The sequence below is a fragment of the Peribacillus sp. B2I2 genome (assembly GCF_041261685.1).
GTDB lineage: Bacteria > Bacillota > Bacilli > Bacillales > DSM-1321 > Peribacillus.
On record NZ_JBGCCB010000001.1, the window covers coordinates 3,690,325 to 3,706,155 of the forward strand.

Genomic DNA, 15,831 nt, shown 5'->3' on the forward strand with positions numbered 1-15,831 from the left:
AATTAATAAACTTCTTCTAGTGGGCGTACGTGCGTAAAACCCTGGATGGGGTGATGAGTTTGCTGACAGCTATATCATGAACCTCTATCGGGAGATCATCCATTAATTGAAGCTCGTATGTAAGGGCCAATGTAGCTCCTCGGTAATGAGAGAGGAAACGGTCATAATAGCCGCCCCCAAAGCCCAGGCGATACCCTTCTTTGGTAAAAGCAAGACCGGGGACGATCATTACATCCAATTCCTCTTTACGGGCCTTGGCTGTTTCTTCCACTGGTTCAAGCAATCCATAATAAACAGACTCCAGCTGATTGAAGGACGAAATCTTTTTGAATTCCATTGTCTTTTTTTCAGGATCACATTTCGGTACTGCCACTTCTTTTCCTTCACTCCATGCTTGTTCGATGATCCGTACTGTTGGAACTTCAGGCGGAATGGAGATGGTGATCCCAATGGTTTTAGCTTTTTTCCATTCCTCCAGTGAAAATAAGTTTTCAGCGATGCTGTTCGAAAGTTCTTTATGTTCCTCTTTGGTTAGCTCCATTAAACGGGACCTAACTTCTTGGCGGAGCTTATTTTTGTTTTCTCTCATCATTTCCGACTCCTTTAGTCTAATTCTATTATTATCTCATAATATTTGTTCATTTACGAAAATACGAAATGGGAAATTGCCGAGTGCATTCTGAAAATATTCACTAAAGGAAAGATAGGGAGAAGACATTAAAAAAATGCAAAAAAAAACAACAGGAAAAATCCTGTTGCTTACTTTGTTTCACGGTGAGTCGTGCTGCGTTTTTCTCTTGAGCAGTATTTTTTAAGCTCAAGACGGTCTGGATTGTTACGTTTATTTTTTTTAGAAATATAGTTACGGTCTCCACATTCAGTGCAAGCTAATGTAATATTTACGCGCATTGTGTATTTCCCTCCAAACATATTGACTTTTTCACATAGGACTTTTCTATAATAGCATTATTCAATGTGAATTGCTAGTATGTTTTTTGGGAAATCCAACATTAACTTTTTTTAATTTTTAATTGGTTACGTTTTGCATCGTCAGGAGGAGCTGATTATTCATGATTTTCGCTTCTTCTTTCGTTTCAGCATGAATGACCCAAGCCACAGCTTCCACACATTCCTTCGGTAAGATTTCAGTCTCCAGTGTGAAAACGCTGGTTACCTCCCCTTTGGCGAGCGGTGAATAAGCAAGGAGCCCTTCTTTCAATGATTTGAAGCATCCCTCTTGATAAAGGCTTCCCTTACCTTGGATGCAATATTGAGAGATGCTTTTCCCTTTCACCAATCCACCCAATAAGGCTATCGATTGAGGGGCTACATGTAAAATCGCCCGTTCATTCGGGCTATAAAAAGCCACCGCCTGTCTTTCGAAAGCGTTTTCATAGTGAAAAAACACTTTTGGGCGCTTAGTTTCAAATGAGGTATTCCTAATTGTGAACTTCGAAAAGGTCACCTGCCCTTGGGTATAAGTTTGAGAAAGTGTCCGGATCTCCCCATTAGGATGACTCATCATATCTTCCTCAGGATACCAATCAAAACTCTCATCCATCCATAACCCAGCCTTTAACCCCTTACGATACATATCCTGGTTATCCTGCGGCATATACGCGATCGAATTCATATAATCATCCCTTCCCCTTCTTTATCCTTATATAACTTATCGTTAGGCGCTGACAGTGAAACTATCCACTTTAGAATCTGCACACCATTTCCTTATAGGTTCATTATTTTAACTATTCAAAATATTTCGTTTTTCGATTTATTCTATCTTTATGTTAGCACTGAATTGGCTGATGGACAATAAACACATTTTGTCGAATTTTATGTATGTTATATCTAAAGGGTTTTTTTCCCCTTTTTAGTGCCTGAATTTTTTTCTTCAACGATAGTCATGAGGCATTTCGACAATAATTTGAAATAAAACAGACAATAATTGAAGGTAACTGCCACTTCCGAAGATATAAAAATATGAAAATCTCCAATTTTTTATAAAATATGTGTAAAATATAAGTATATGTCGAAATTCAGCTTCTGAGGTGAAATCATGGAAACACTTATCATCCTTCTTTTTTCATTAGCGATTGTCCTTCTTATCATTTCCTTTTTCAGTAAAGATAAGGTTGCCAAATTAGAAGAAGATTTAGAACAGATGACCATTACGTATATGCAGGATATCTACCAATTAAAGAAGAAGGTGAAGATTCTTGAAGAGGAATTCGTTATCCAGGATGACCCTGTTCCTCCCGTTAAGACTAAATCACTTGTCACTTCCAATGAAGTTGAACCTATTCATGAAATTCTAAAAAGTCAGGTTCTATCCTTATATAGTCAAGGTCTTTCTTTGGACCAGATCGCTAGCCAATCCTCGTTAACGAAGGAACAAACCATTTCAGTGATCGAGCAACAAAGATTGCAGGGTGAATGAAGATGAACAAAGCAAGACTGCAAGGTCTTCCGCCGGTATCATCTTTACAACAACAATCTTTGCCGGTTTTAATTATGGCACCGGATTAATCGAAGGTACCACTCCGACTGCAGAGGAAGCTAAGGAATTGCTCGTGAAGCAGGGATTCGTCGTTTCCCTTCCTATGGAGGAAACAAAAAAGACCGTCCAACCAAAGGATGCAGATAAAGATTTATTGGAGAATGAAGCATCAAAAAAAGTTCAATCCATCGTCTCCTATACGATTAAAATGAAAACGAATATGACCACAACTGAAATTGCCGATAGGCTCTCCAAGGAAAAAATCATCGATGATGCTGCTGGATTTGAAGCTTATATAAATGAACATGATTTCTCAAAAAAAGTTCAAATCGGCGAGTTTGTCGTTACGAATAATATGACATATAGACAATTGGCCAACACTTTGACCCATTAATGAATAAGAGAGACTTTTTAATTGGACTTTGTCCGAAAAAAAAGCCTCTCTTTTTTTCAAATAAGAATGAATTCATTCATTCATTCCTGCTGATATATCTCCCTCTTACCAGGAAGTAAATATTCTCTGCGATATTCGTTGTATGATCTGCCGTTCTTTCTAAATATCGGGCAATTAAGGAAAGCTGTGTGACCTGCTGTAGGTTTTTTTCATCTGAAAGTCGAAGGAGACTTCGAATCATCTCTCCATAAAAGCGATCGACCTCATCATCCATTTCAATGATTTCTCTTGAAAGGACAACATCTTCCTTCTCAAATGCTTCTATCGAAAGTTCAATCATCTTTAATGTAATATCATGCATCTGCCTTAAAGGTGTTAAAGGCAGAATAAATGGCTGGTCACCGATTCGGATGGCTGATTTAGCGATATTGACGCCAAAGTCCGCCATCCTTTCAATATCCGAGGCAATTTTTATGGCAGCAATGATACGCCGCAAATCAATTGCAACCGGCTGCTGCTTCGCAATCAGTAAAATCGCAAAGTCATTAATTTCCTCTTCCAGTAAATCAGCTATTGTATCATCATCAATAACTTCAAGAGCATCATCAACATTATTGTTTTCCAGTGCGGCATATGATTTTGATATTGCCACTGAAGCTAAATTAGCCAACCTCACTATTTTCTCCTGTAACTCTTTCAACTGAAGCTCGAAATTTTCACGAACGACCATTATCGCATCTCCCTTTCTCTTTAACCGAAGCGTCCGGTAATGTAATCTTCTGTCCTTTTATCATTCGGATTAGAGAAGATGGTGTTGGTATCAGAATATTCGATGACTTCCCCATTTAAGAAGAAGGCTGTTCTATCAGAGATACGTGCTGCCTGCTGCATGTTATGGGTAACGATGATGATGCTGAAATCCTTTTTAAGTTCTTGGACCAATTCTTCTATTTTCAAAGTGGAAATCGGATCAAGGGCAGATGTCGGTTCATCCATTAATATGACATCTGGTTCGATTGCCAAACATCTGGCGATACAAAGACGCTGTTGCTGTCCACCTGAAAGTCCATATGCATTTTCATGCAGACGGTCTTTCACTTCATCCCAAATGGCTGCCCCTTTTAAACTCTTTTCAACTATCTCATCAAGAATTTTTTTATTTTTTATTCCATGGATCTTCGGTCCGTATACAACATTTTCATAAATTGATTTAGGAAAGGGATTAGGCTTTTGGAAGACCATTCCCACCTGTGTCCTTAAATCTTCAACCTTGTAGGACTGATCGAGGATATTCCTGTTCCTATATTTAATCTGGCCTGTCGTTTTAACATTCGGGACTAGTTCGATCATTCGGTTCAATGTTTTGATGTAGGTGGATTTCCCACATCCTGAAGGTCCTATGATGGCTGTCACCTCATTTTGATGCATATCCAAATTAATATTTTTCAAAGCATGGTTTTCTCCATACCATAAATTGAGATTGGACGTTTCATATACCTTTTCCGAAAAGGGAACGGACTCGACATTTTCGAACCCGATAGCCGGTGACTCATTTTCTCTCATTAAGGTCATATTCATGCTTTCCTTCCTCCTATTAGTATCTTTTCTGGAATTTATTTCGAATTAAAACCGCTATTGAATTCATGAAAATTAACAGGATGAGTAAAACGATGATTCCCGCGGCAGCAACCTGCTGGAATTCCTCCTGCGGACGAGATGTCCAATTATAGATTTGCATTGGCAGAACTGTAAATGTATCCATGACCGTTTGTGGTAAAAAGGCGATGAACATCGGTATGCCAACCACCACAAGTGGCGCCGTTTCACCGATTGCCCGTGACAAAGCCAGTATTCCCCCAGTTAAAATACCAGGTACCGCAGCCGGCAGGACCACTTTCAATATCGTCTGCCACTTTGTTGCACCCATTCCAAAGGAAGCTTCCCTTAAATCACGCGGTACGGCACGTATGGCCTCTTGGGCAGCTACTATGATGACCGGAAGAACGAGTAGGCTCATGGTCAAGCCTGCTGCCAATATGGACCGGTCCAATGCTAGAGCACGAACGAAAACCGTTAAGCCCAGCAGTCCAAATACTATTGACGGGACACCTGCCAGATTGGAAATATTCACTTTGATAAAAGTGGTGATCCAATTTTTCCTGGCATATTCCTCTAAATAAATGGCCGTTCCGACACCAAGCAGCAGGGAAACTGGAGCCACGACTACCATCAACCATATTGAACCGATCAATGCTGCCTTTATACCAGCCTCTTCTGGTTTCCTGGAAGCGAAATTCTGAAGGAAATCCCCATTCAGACTACCAATTCCTTGAGTGAATATCCGATAAAATAAGATGGCCAATACTACGAGGCCAACCAATGTTGCCAAGAAGAATAATCCTTTACAAATCGTATTAACAGCCAGCCTAACGGGCATCTTTTTTGCAACATGACTTTTGTTTATCAGTTTCATGTCTTAATATTCCTCCCTGAACTTGCGAGAGATGAACTGCGCCAGTAAATTCATGATAAGCGTAAAGACGAACAGTGTCATTCCAACCGCATATATGCTGTAGTAAATCGTTGTCCCGTAACCTGCATCCCCCGAACTGACCTGTACGATATAAGCAGTCATCGTTTGGATCGATGAAGTCACATCCATGCTCATATTTGGGGTCGAGCCACCGGCAACACTCACAATCATGGTTTCCCCGATCGCTCTGGATAAAGCAAGAACGATGGATGCCACAATTCCTGAAATGGCTGCTGGCAATACCACTTTGATTGTCGTTTCGAGTTTCGTAGCTCCTAAAGCATACGCACCTTCGCGAATCGACTTCGGCACTGATACAAGGGCATCTTCCGACAAAGAGGCTATCATCGGCATGATCATGATACCTACAACGATCCCAGGACTTAAAGCATTGAACATGTCAAGGAAAGGAAATAAATCGCGCAAAACCGGTGTTACAAAAGTTAAGGCAAAGAAGCCGTAAACGATAGTAGGAATCCCAGCTAAAACTTCTAAAATCGGCTTGATGATTCTCCGTGTTTTCTCAGATGCATATTCACTCAAGAAAATGGCTGTTGCAAGCCCTACTGGAACTGCAACCACCGCTGCTATGACTGTTATCTTCAACGTTCCAACGATAAGGGGCATAATCCCATAGGAAGGTGTAGATGCAAATGGCAGCCATTTAGCTTCTGTAAAAAACTCGACGATGGACACTCTATCAAAAAAGATAAACGTTTCAAATATAAGCGTCAGGATAATCCCGATTGTAGTGAAAACGGAAATCGCCGCCGTAAGGAACAAAAGCTTAGGTATGACTTTTTCCATATTCATTTTTTTCTTTCTTTTCTTTTCCAGGATCATTTGCTGTACAGAATAGGTTTCTGTTTTTCTAAGTTCCAACTTGCATCCTCCATTTCAGACACGCAATTTTTGGATTTACAAGCTGTTACCCCCGCCTTAATCGAGTCAAGGCGGGATTTCAGTAGCCTGTAATATCGGTTATTTTTCCAGTTCTTTTAATTTATCAAGATCTTTCTGGTACTCTTCTTCCGGCAGGCTGATATAACCCACTTCTTCAGCAAGCTCTCCTGCATTTTCAATGACGAATTGAGTATAATCTGCCACTTGTTCTTTTTCAGCTACAGACTTATTAGCTACATATGTGTAAAGTGGACGTGATAACGGGGCATACTCGCCACTTTTGATCGTTTCATGTGTTGGCTCTACGGCACCTTTGCCGTTGTCGATGGAAATGATCTTTAACTTATCTTTATTTTCTGAATAGTAGGCATAACCGAAGAATCCAATCGCATTTTTATCACCTTCTACACCTTGTACAAGAACGTTATCATCTTCTGAAAGCGTAGCATTTTCCACCATCGGTTTTTCTTCAAGGATCACTTCATTGAAATAATCATATGTGCCTGAATCTGTTCCCGGAGAGTAGAATTTAATTTCTTCCTTCGGCCATTCAGGACGTATATCAGACCATTTCTTCACCTTTCCATTATCCACCCACAGTTTTTGAAGTTCTTCAACTGTTAGTGAATCGATGAATTCATTATCTTTATTGGCAACGATTGAAATACCGTCAAATGCCAGTTTCAATTCTGTATATTTAACTCCCTTTTCTTCAAGTAAGGCAGTTTCTTCTTCTTTGACCGGACGGGATGCATTGGCTAGGTCCGTATCACCAGCGATGAATTTCTTGAATCCCCCACCTGTTCCTGACGATCCCACTGAAACCTTCACATCAGGCTGTGTACCCATATATTCTTCTGCAACTGCCTCCATGATCGGAAAGACCGTTGAAGAACCATCCGTAATCACTTCTCCCTGCAGTTGGCCAGATCCTTTTCCTTCACCGCTGCTTGTCTTAGTGTCATCGGATCCACAACCCGCCGCTACTGCAATTACTCCGCCCATCATTACAGTCATTGCCATACCTTTGAAACGTCTCATTTGTAAATCCCCCTAAGAATTTTATATGAATATTTTGTACTACTCTCATATCATACTTTCAGACTGTAAATTCCGTTTAAAGCATTTGTAAATATTCAGTAAATTATTGTGTGCTTATTGTAAAGATGAAAGAACTGAACTGATTTCGTTCTTAAAATGCAAAAAAACACGTTTTCGGTTTACCCAAAAACGTGTTTTAACCTTTTATTCATTTTCCTGGCTTTTTCTAACTTCAGCCTGGTCCTTTTGGACGTCTTTACCATTCTCCACTTTCAAATCAGTCGAGGTTTCAGTATTTTCCTTCTTTGCCCGTTCTTTCTTCAGTTCGAAATAAGTATCCATAATCTCTTCGCCAATTTTTTTACTCATATCATGACCCGAATGGCCCTGATACGCCCACGGGACAACAACAGAAAAAGCAACTTCCGGATTTTTAGCAGGGGCATAGCCGACCAACGTGATATTCATCGTATCTTGAGGTTCGCTATAATCCGCTCGGTTCGGACCATCATAGAAAGCTTGCGCCGTTCCGGTTTTAGCCGCTACCGTATATGGTTTCTTACCAAAATACTTATATGCTGTTCCGCCTTGTTCCATGGAAACTTTCTCGAAACCGCTCTGCACACGTTCTATCCATTCTTCCTTCATCTCAAGACGATTAAGGACAGTTGGTGAAACGTCTTCCGCAACAGGACCCAATTCCTCATTATTATCTACCGGATCGCGGATTTCCTTAACCATATGCGGCTTCATACGATTTCCACCATTCGCAATGGATGAAACATACTGCACAAGCTGCATCGGTGTGTACGTATCGTACTGTCCGATTGCGAGGTCAAGCAGTTTACCTGGTGACGTTTCCGAACCTTTGAATCCACTCATTTCATTCGGGAGGTCGATCCCCGTTCGGACACCCAAGCCAAACTGGGCAAATGAATTACGCATGGTTGAAAAGGCACTTGAACTTATATTCAAAGGTTCATTCGGCACATAATGCGCACCTGCAATATTAATTGCCGTTCTGAACATATAAACGTTCGAGGATACTTTTAACGCAGTCAAATCATTAATGTTCCCAAAGTTACTATATGAGCCTTTTTCCTTTGTACCCTTAATCTTCAGCTTCGTATCATAAAAGTATGTACCTGGCTGAATGGCTCCTTGCTGATAACCGGTCAAAACAGTTGCGCCTTTTACTGAGGAGCCCATTGTATAGGAAGTCGTAATATTCCCTAATGCAAAGTCCTCTATGGAAGATTTCCCTGTTTTTGAATCCTTCTCATATTTCTTACCCGCCATCGTTAAAATTTCCCCTGTATTAGGATCCATCATAACTACAAAAGCTCTATCCAAGAACTTAGTGTTGCCCATTTTTTTCTTGGCAATCAATTCCTTTTCAATGATTTCCTCTGTTGCAAGCTGTAAATCCATATCAACTGTCAATATAAGATCTTTTCCTCGCGAACCTTCAGTAATCACTTCGGAATCGACAACATTTCCTGATTTATCGGTCACATTCCTTACTTTCGCTTTCTGCCCTTGGAGGATATCCTCATATTGCGCCTCAATATAACTCTTACCTACACGGTCATTCCGGCTGTAATCACGTGCAAGGTAGTAGTTCAGGCTTTCACTAGGCAAACCCTCTTCAGATGAAGAAACTTTACCTAATACAGATTTAAGCGTTTTATTATACGTATAAAAACGATCCCAATCTGTTGATATATCGACCCCTGGGAGCGAATCAAGGTTTTCACTCACCTTAGCGAATTCTTCTTTCGTTACTTTCTTGTTTTTCACAATTTGCGGGGTAAGGGCATATCCGCTAGCAAATTCCCTATATATTGCAAGGACTTCCAGCTCATCTTTCGAAAGCTCTATTTCATCTAAAGTAATCCGATCAAGCTGAAGCTTATACAAATCACTTTCTTCCAGCTCTCCCTCTTCCACCTTTTTCCTCTCTTTATCCGTAACCTTCTTCTCGGCCAACTTTGGATTATTTAAAATCCAAAAATCCTTTTTATCGCGCTCAGTCACTTTTTTTGTGTCTTTTTCGATCAGCTTCGCGAGTTTTTCAGCCGTTTCCACCATTTCTGTTTGTTTCGTACCTTGCTTTCGTGTATATGTAATTGCATCCAGTGGTTGGTTATCGACCATCAATTTTAAATTCCGGTCATACATTTTCCCACGGGGCACCGAATTATTCACGGTCACTTCCTCTGTTCTTTCAATCTCACGCCGGTAATCATCACCATAAACAATCTGTACAACACCCAAGCGTAAAATTAAAGCGGAAAACAAAACAAACACTAAAAAGAAAAGAATATTCAATCTGAAAGGCACATGCGTCTTTTTCTTTTTCTTTTTATTCACACTAAGCCACACATCCTTTTTACATAGTCATAATAGTCCTATACTATTCTATAGAACATTTATATTTTTTTCTACCTTAGTGTTCTAGAAATATTAAACATCTAACGAACTTTACATAAAAAGTGACTTACGGCTCATATTTCCTAAAACCGTAAGTCATGGATATTGAAAAGAGGCCACTAAGGCCTCTAATCTTGGTCAATGATATCGATTTTCCGTACAAACCAATATATCACGGTATGCCCTGCCCCGACGATTAAAAGATAAATTGGCAGTACTTGCTTTAGGTCGAAAAACATGACGGAAAGAATGAATCCCGATATGGATACAATCCTTCCAATATGAACGAACAGTTCCCTGACAACGATATATTCAATCCTCATTTCCGCTGCTTTCCAAGCGCGGCCTATAATGTCATAAGTCAATGAAATATAAGGAACCAAAAGAATTGGATAAGCGGTAGCAACAATCGCCCCATATATGAGAAGCTTTCCGAAAGTGATATCAAATGCAATCAATAAGACCCCTGCATACAACAGGATTCCCCCAATAAGAATCGCTTTTTTCCGCATCGGCTGTTTTATATATCGCGAAGCAAAAAAATACGCAACGAATGAAATGGCTGAATTTAACAGACCATAGCTACCTAAGGCCAGTTCACTCTCCGTCTGAATGAAAACTGTAATCGATATGATGAACATGAATGTTCCTTCTCGTATCCCTTGAAAAAAGTGAGCACGGGTGATCAAGAGCCAATTTCGATTATTTTTACGTTCTTGCAATATCCGAAGGAAAAAGTATTTCCCATGAGCCGGACGCCTTTTTAACGAAAAGCTAAGAAACACCGCAACGGAAAACAATAGCAAAGACAATCCGAATACAATGGAATATCCCGTGAATTTTTCAAGCCTCGAAATGATGAACCCTGAAAGAATCGGACCAACCATTCCCCCGAGGGATGATAAAATCCCTAAAAAACCATTGAAGAAATCTCTTGTTTCCGGTTCAGTGATTTCAAAAGTCAATACATTATAGGCAAGCCAATAAAACCCATAACCAATACCTAACAGTGCACCAAGCAGCCATAGGAAATCCGTTGCATGTGTGCCGACCAAAAGGACAGATAAATAAAATAGGGCCAAAAAGATAACGCCTAGACGCAAAACAATGATTCGATCCACTTTTTTCGCCAGCCTGCCAGCAAAGATAAAAGTTAGTGGTTGAAAAAGCACCACGGTTAGATTATATACGGCAATATCAATAATTTGACCGGATTGTTTCCACAAGTACACATTAACGAATGTATTGGATAAAGCAATACTTAGGCTGTACAGACCGCCAATAAACAAAAGGAGATGCAGATCCTTCTTCCCTCCCGCTTCACCCAACCATCTCTCTAAAATACCCATTGTTTTAACTCTCCTTTAAATTCCACTCTAGTGTTTGAAAAAACAAAAGAATTTATGTAAAAAAAGGTAAAGAAAACTCTTCGATTGGCGAGACAGGATGGCGAAGACAGAGAAGTAGTTGCCCTTATACTGTTTTCCTCTCTCTTGAAATCAGGGATCAAGAACAGTATAAAGAAAACTCTTCGATTGGCGAAGACAGAGAAGTAGTTGCCCTTATACTGTTTTCCTCTCTCTTGAAATCAGGGATCAAGAACAGTATAAAGAAAACTCTTCGATTGGCGAAGACAGAGAAGTAGTTGCACTTATACTGTTTTCCTCTCTCTTGAAATTAGGGATTAAGAACAGTGTAAAGAAAACTCTTCGATTGGCGAAGACAGAGAAGTAGTTGCACTTATACTGTTTTCCTTACCGTTTTTTTCTCCTCTTGGAATTGGGAACAGTGTAAAGAAAACTCTTCATTTGGCGAGACAGGATGGCGAAGACAGAGAAGTAGTTGCCCTTATACTGTTTTCCTCTCTCTTGAAATCAGGGATCAAGAACAGTGTAAAGAAAACTCTTCGATTGGCGAGACAGGATGGCGAAGACAGAGAAGTAGTTGCACTTATACTGTTTTCCTATCTCTTGAAATCAGGGATCAAGAACAGTATAAAGAAAACTCTTCGATTGGCGAAGACAGAGAAGTAGTTGCACTTATACTGTTTTCCTTACCGTTTTTTTCTCCTCTTGGAATTGGGAACAGTGTAAAGAAAACTCTTCGATTGGCGAAGACAGAGAAGTAGTTGCCCTTATACTGTTTTCCTCTCTCTTGAAATCACGGATCAAGAACAGTGTAAAGAAAACTCTTCGATTGGCGAGACAGGATGGCGAAGACAGAGAAGTAGTTGCACTTATACTGTTTTCCTATCTCTTGAAATCAGGGATCAAGAACAGTATAAAGAAAACTCTTCGATTGGCGAAGACAGAGAAGTAGTTGCACTTATACTGTTTTCCTTACCGTTTTTTTCTCCTCTTGGAATTGGGAACAGTGTAAAGAAAACTCTTCGATTGGCGAGACAGGATGGCGAAGACAGAGAAGTAGTTGCCCTTATACTGTTTTCTTCTCTCTTGAAATCAGGGATCAAGAACAGTATAAAGAAAACTCTTCGATTGGCGAAGACAGAGAAGTAGTTGCACTTATACTGTTTTCCTCTCTCTTGAAATCACGGATTAAGAACAGTGTAAAGAAAACTCTTCGATTGGCGAGACAGGATGGCGAAGACAGAGAAGTAGTTGCCCTTATACTGTTTTCCTATCTCTTGAAATCAGGGATTAAGAACAGTATAAAGAAAACTCTTCGATTGGCGAGACAGGATGGCGAAGACAGAGAAGTAGTTGCCCTTATACTGTTTTCCTCTCTCTTGAAATCAGGGATCAAGAACAGTATAAAGAAAACTCTTCGATTGGCGAAGACAGAGAAGTAGTTGCACTTATACTGTTTTCCTCTCTCTTGAAATTAGGGATCAAGAACAGTGTAAAGAAAACTCTTCGATTGGCGAAACAGGATGGCGAAGACAGAGAAGTAGTTGCCCTTATACTGTTGTAGTCCCCTCATTATAAGAAACAAAAAAAAGACAGGATTCCCTGGAAAGGGGGTTCCTGTCTTTTTAATTAATTACAAATTATTTTGCAGCGCTGTAACGTTTTGCAACTTCATCCCAGTTTACAACATTCCAGAAAGAATTGATGTATTCAGGACGACGGTTTTGATAGTTTAGGTAGTAAGCATGTTCCCAAACGTCCAATCCAAGAAGAGGAGTTTTACCTTCTGATAAAGGATTGTCCTGGTTCGGTGTGCTTGTTACTTCCAACTCGCCATTGTTGACAGCAAGCCAAGCCCAGCCAGATCCAAAACGAGTTGTAGCCGCTTTAGCGAACTCTTCTTTAAAGCTGTCAAAGCTTCCGAATTTTGAAGTGATAGCATCCGCTAATTCACCAGTTGGTTGTCCGCCGCCGTTAGGTGAAAGGATTTCCCAGAATAAAGTGTGGTTAGCATGTCCGCCACCATTGTTGCGTACAGCTGTACGAACAGCTTCAGGTACTGCGTCAAGGTTAGCGACAATTTCTTCAACGCTTTTGCTTAGAAGTTCTTGGTTGCCTTCTAGAGCATTGTTCAGGTTTGTCACATATGTGTTGTGATGTTTAGTGTGGTGAATGTTCATTGTTTCTTTGTCGATGTGTGGTTCCAATGCATCGTATGCATACGGTAATTGTGGAAGTTCAAAAGCCATAATAAAATTCCTCCCTATGTAAGCTGTTTTTTTTTGAGGGCTTCAGTTCTCGAAAGATACCTGAAGCTCGCTAGCAATAGAGTATCAAATTTTTGTAACCGTTTCAAACCTTATGCCTCAATTTTTCATTTTTCGATTTTATTTCCTATGAGAATACCACGAATATAAAATATCCGATCATTAGTAATTGAATGATGCCTTTTGTGATTACACTACTTATAAAACCTACGACGGAACCAAGGCCGATTTTAGAAGCAGTGACCGGGTCTTTTTTATGGACTAGGATTTCTGCCAGGAATGCCCCGATGAATGGACCTATTAAAATTCCGACGAACGGAATCACGAATGGTCCGACCAGAAGCCCAATCGTACTGCCCCAAACCCCCGCTTTCGTGCCGCCATATTTTTTGACCCCAACCATGTTTGCGATATAATCGGCTGCGAATAAAAGGATGACGAATAGAATTTGTACCGTCCAGAAAAACCAGCCAAATGGTTCAAACGAATAAAATAGTCCATATAACAATATTCCGCCGAATATGAATAAAACACTTGGGATGATCGGAAAAATCAGACCGACGAAGCCCATTATGAACATGAGGATGATTATTATCCAAAATAGTGTATCCATAACCAAAAACGCCCTTTCTCATTTCATTTATAAATTGGCTTTATCTCTCCATAATTGCCTCTTTATTGATGGTTGAAACCAATGAAGCAGAATACAGGTTGTTTTATTTTTCCCATATAGTTAAAATTGGTTAGGAATCTTATATAGTTAGGTGCTGAAAACATTGAACATATTCAAACAACTATGGGTAAGCTTATATTCTCCTAAAGATATCGCTTCCTTTCAAAACCAAGGTATCGGGAAAACGATTTTATTCGTATTCTTTATAAGTCTAATCGCCTTTCTCCCTTCAGCTTATTATTTCGGTACAATGATAGTTGACGGGATAGATGCCATGCATGAAACAGTATCCGAAGACTTGCCGGCATTTGAAATCAAAAATGGCACGTTGACGACTGAAGAAGGTGAACCATTTAGCTTGAATAAAAACGGTTATCAAATTTTTGTAGATGGTACGGGAGCCTTAACCCCGGAAGAAGTGGCTGCAAAAGCTGATGAGGCTGTCGCTCTTTTAAAGTCTGATCTGGTTTTCGTATCTGGAGGCAACGTGCAATCCTCTCCATATTCACTTTTGGAAGGAGATAATCAGGACATATCCACTTGGCTTGATTCAGTCGAATCTGTGCTACCGATCATCCTTCCGTTGCTACTACTTATATTATACCTGTTTACTGCCAGCGGAATTTTCATTAAAGTGACAATCCTTGCCGCTTTCGGTCTTCTTTTCAAAAATGCCCTTGGCCGTTCGCTTTCCTATAGGCATTTATGGAGAATTAGTGCTTACAGCATTACGCTTGCCACCATATTCTTCACTATCATGGATGCTTTTCAAGCAACGGTTCCATTCGCTTCAATCATTAGCTGGTTTGTGACATTGATGATGTTATATTTATCCATTAAAGAAACATCAACTAATAAGATCGAAGATTGATTTTAAAAAGAAAAAGATCCGGATCCATCCTGGTGCGGATCTTTTTCTTTTGCTAATAATCGGGTAATCCTTTCCCCGCATATGACTACAGTCATCATTTTTTCATATCTACTTAATTCGACAAAATACTCACCAAGTTATTCCTATACTTATACTTGAAATAGTAATTAAGAGGTGATAGACGTGAAGGAGAATAATATTGATGTACAGTGGTTGTTACTTATAATGCAGGCAAGAAAGATTGGTCTGACTACAAAGGAGATCAGCTCCTTTCTTAGCTCCCATTCAAATAAGGATTTTACTCAACTGAAATAGAGAATTTGAATGGTACCCCATATTCCATTTGAAAAACCGCCCATTTTTAGGCATATTTTCGGACCCTTCCAAGTATATATGAATTAAAGACAAGCTTGGGAGGATGGAAAATTGAAACGGCTACTGCTTTTTATCTCATTCTGTTTCACTTTATTTATTATTTATTTCGATCTGACTACGGGGACCCTGCCGGCTTCCCATCCACCGGCCACTACAAGCGAACCGGCCGTCCCGGCCAGCCAGCCTGCATCCGCACCATCTGCTGCTTATAAAGAAATCACCATGAAACCCGGGGATACCTTACTCTCCATCGTTGAAACGGAAAAAGGCGGATCCAAACAGCCAATCGAAACGATCATCTCTGACTTTCAAAGTTTGAATGAAGGATTGCAGCCCGAAAATATGCAAATTGGCAAAACATATAAGATACCCGTTTATAAATAATCGTCTTAATGGAGAACTCCCCCTTCCCAAGAACCATTAAGAGGGGTTTCCATGCAACGAATATATCCAGGAATAGGGAATCCTTCATGTTGA

Annotated in this window: 19 protein-coding genes; 7 read left to right on the forward strand and 12 right to left on the reverse strand. The window is 40.0% G+C overall.

Features of this window, described 5'->3' with window-relative positions; translation table 11 throughout:
- Positions 1-16: 16 nt before the first annotated feature.
- The 3 genes from ABIE66_RS18195 to ABIE66_RS18205 all read right to left on the reverse strand — a co-directional run bounded on the left by ABIE66_RS18195 (position 17) and on the right by ABIE66_RS18205 (position 1,633).
- Positions 17-589 (reverse strand): 5-formyltetrahydrofolate cyclo-ligase, encoded by a 573-nt coding sequence (locus tag ABIE66_RS18195; RefSeq protein WP_289325761.1) that lies wholly within the window; start codon positions 587-589, stop codon positions 17-19.
- A gap of 170 nt (positions 590-759) precedes the next feature.
- Positions 760-909, reverse strand: a complete 150-nt coding sequence (gene rpmG, locus ABIE66_RS18200) for a 50S ribosomal protein L33 (protein ID WP_028391797.1) — start codon at positions 907-909, stop codon at positions 760-762.
- Between the two features lie 118 nt (positions 910-1,027).
- A complete protein-coding gene (locus ABIE66_RS18205; protein WP_289325762.1) occupies positions 1,028-1,633 on the reverse strand; it encodes a hypothetical protein in 606 nt (201 codons plus the stop codon).
- A gap of 423 nt (positions 1,634-2,056) precedes the next feature.
- On the opposite strand from ABIE66_RS18205, the gene ABIE66_RS18210 reads away from it, so the two are divergent.
- Together ABIE66_RS18210 and ABIE66_RS18215 are read left to right on the forward strand one after the other, a co-directional pair.
- Positions 2,057-2,437, forward strand: coding sequence for a hypothetical protein (locus ABIE66_RS18210; protein ID WP_370015799.1), 381 nt, complete (start codon positions 2,057-2,059; stop codon positions 2,435-2,437).
- Positions 2,430-2,891 carry a hypothetical protein gene (locus ABIE66_RS18215; RefSeq protein ID WP_370015800.1) on the forward strand — a complete coding sequence of 154 codons (462 nt, stop codon included), beginning with the start codon at positions 2,430-2,432 and terminating at the stop codon, positions 2,889-2,891. The genes ABIE66_RS18210 and ABIE66_RS18215 overlap by 8 nt, the downstream gene beginning before the upstream one ends.
- Positions 2,892-2,967: 76 nt before the next feature.
- Here the strand turns inward: ABIE66_RS18215 and phoU are convergent, their stop codons facing one another.
- From phoU to ABIE66_RS18250, 7 genes are all read right to left on the reverse strand, one after another.
- A complete protein-coding gene (phoU, locus tag ABIE66_RS18220; protein ID WP_370015802.1) occupies positions 2,968-3,621 on the reverse strand; it encodes a phosphate signaling complex protein PhoU in 654 nt (217 codons plus the stop codon).
- 20 nt (positions 3,622-3,641) lie between these two features.
- A complete protein-coding gene (gene pstB, locus ABIE66_RS18225) occupies positions 3,642-4,463 on the reverse strand; it encodes a phosphate ABC transporter ATP-binding protein PstB (RefSeq protein WP_370017078.1) in 822 nt (273 codons plus the stop codon).
- A 22-nt stretch (positions 4,464-4,485) separates the two neighbouring features.
- Positions 4,486-5,364, reverse strand: coding sequence for a phosphate ABC transporter permease PstA (gene pstA, locus ABIE66_RS18230; RefSeq protein WP_370015803.1), 879 nt, complete (start codon positions 5,362-5,364; stop codon positions 4,486-4,488).
- Between the two features lie 3 nt (positions 5,365-5,367).
- A complete protein-coding gene (pstC, locus tag ABIE66_RS18235) occupies positions 5,368-6,267 on the reverse strand; it encodes a phosphate ABC transporter permease subunit PstC (RefSeq protein WP_370017079.1) in 900 nt (299 codons plus the stop codon).
- Positions 6,268-6,405: 138 nt separating this feature from the next.
- Positions 6,406-7,368 (reverse strand): PstS family phosphate ABC transporter substrate-binding protein, encoded by a 963-nt coding sequence (locus ABIE66_RS18240; RefSeq protein ID WP_370015805.1) that lies wholly within the window; start codon positions 7,366-7,368, stop codon positions 6,406-6,408.
- A gap of 204 nt (positions 7,369-7,572) precedes the next feature.
- Positions 7,573-9,741 (reverse strand): peptidoglycan D,D-transpeptidase FtsI family protein, encoded by a 2,169-nt coding sequence (locus ABIE66_RS18245; protein ID WP_370015806.1) that lies wholly within the window; start codon positions 9,739-9,741, stop codon positions 7,573-7,575.
- A 188-nt stretch (positions 9,742-9,929) separates the two neighbouring features.
- Positions 9,930-11,150, reverse strand: a complete 1,221-nt coding sequence (locus ABIE66_RS18250; RefSeq protein WP_370015807.1) for an MFS transporter — start codon at positions 11,148-11,150, stop codon at positions 9,930-9,932.
- Between the two features lie 519 nt (positions 11,151-11,669).
- Here ABIE66_RS18250 and ABIE66_RS18255 point away from each other — a divergent pair.
- The 3 genes from ABIE66_RS18255 (at position 11,670) to ABIE66_RS18265 (ending at position 12,610) form a co-directional block, all read left to right on the forward strand.
- Entirely contained in the window at positions 11,670-11,834 is a 165-nt protein-coding gene (locus ABIE66_RS18255) for a hypothetical protein (protein WP_370015808.1), read from the forward strand.
- Positions 11,835-11,955: 121 nt separating this feature from the next.
- Complete coding sequence (locus tag ABIE66_RS18260; RefSeq protein ID WP_370015810.1) at positions 11,956-12,120, forward strand: hypothetical protein; 165 nt, start codon at positions 11,956-11,958, stop codon at positions 12,118-12,120.
- Between the two features lie 223 nt (positions 12,121-12,343).
- Positions 12,344-12,610, forward strand: a complete 267-nt coding sequence (locus ABIE66_RS18265) for a hypothetical protein (RefSeq protein ID WP_370015811.1) — start codon at positions 12,344-12,346, stop codon at positions 12,608-12,610.
- Positions 12,611-12,808: 198 nt separating this feature from the next.
- Here the strand turns inward: ABIE66_RS18265 and sodA are convergent, their stop codons facing one another.
- A complete protein-coding gene (gene sodA, locus ABIE66_RS18270; protein WP_034308436.1) occupies positions 12,809-13,417 on the reverse strand; it encodes a superoxide dismutase SodA in 609 nt (202 codons plus the stop codon).
- Between the two features lie 145 nt (positions 13,418-13,562).
- Positions 13,563-14,048: a DUF456 domain-containing protein gene (locus ABIE66_RS18275; protein WP_207440841.1), complete on the reverse strand. Its 486-nt coding sequence runs from the start codon at positions 14,046-14,048 to the stop codon at positions 13,563-13,565.
- A 163-nt stretch (positions 14,049-14,211) separates the two neighbouring features.
- On the opposite strand from ABIE66_RS18275, the gene ABIE66_RS18280 reads away from it, so the two are divergent.
- Together ABIE66_RS18280 and ABIE66_RS18285 are read left to right on the forward strand one after the other, a co-directional pair.
- Complete coding sequence (locus ABIE66_RS18280; RefSeq protein ID WP_289325771.1) at positions 14,212-14,979, forward strand: DUF1189 domain-containing protein; 768 nt, start codon at positions 14,212-14,214, stop codon at positions 14,977-14,979.
- A 426-nt stretch (positions 14,980-15,405) separates the two neighbouring features.
- Positions 15,406-15,738, forward strand: a complete 333-nt coding sequence (locus tag ABIE66_RS18285; RefSeq protein ID WP_370015813.1) for a hypothetical protein — start codon at positions 15,406-15,408, stop codon at positions 15,736-15,738.
- Positions 15,739-15,831 lie beyond the last annotated feature (93 nt).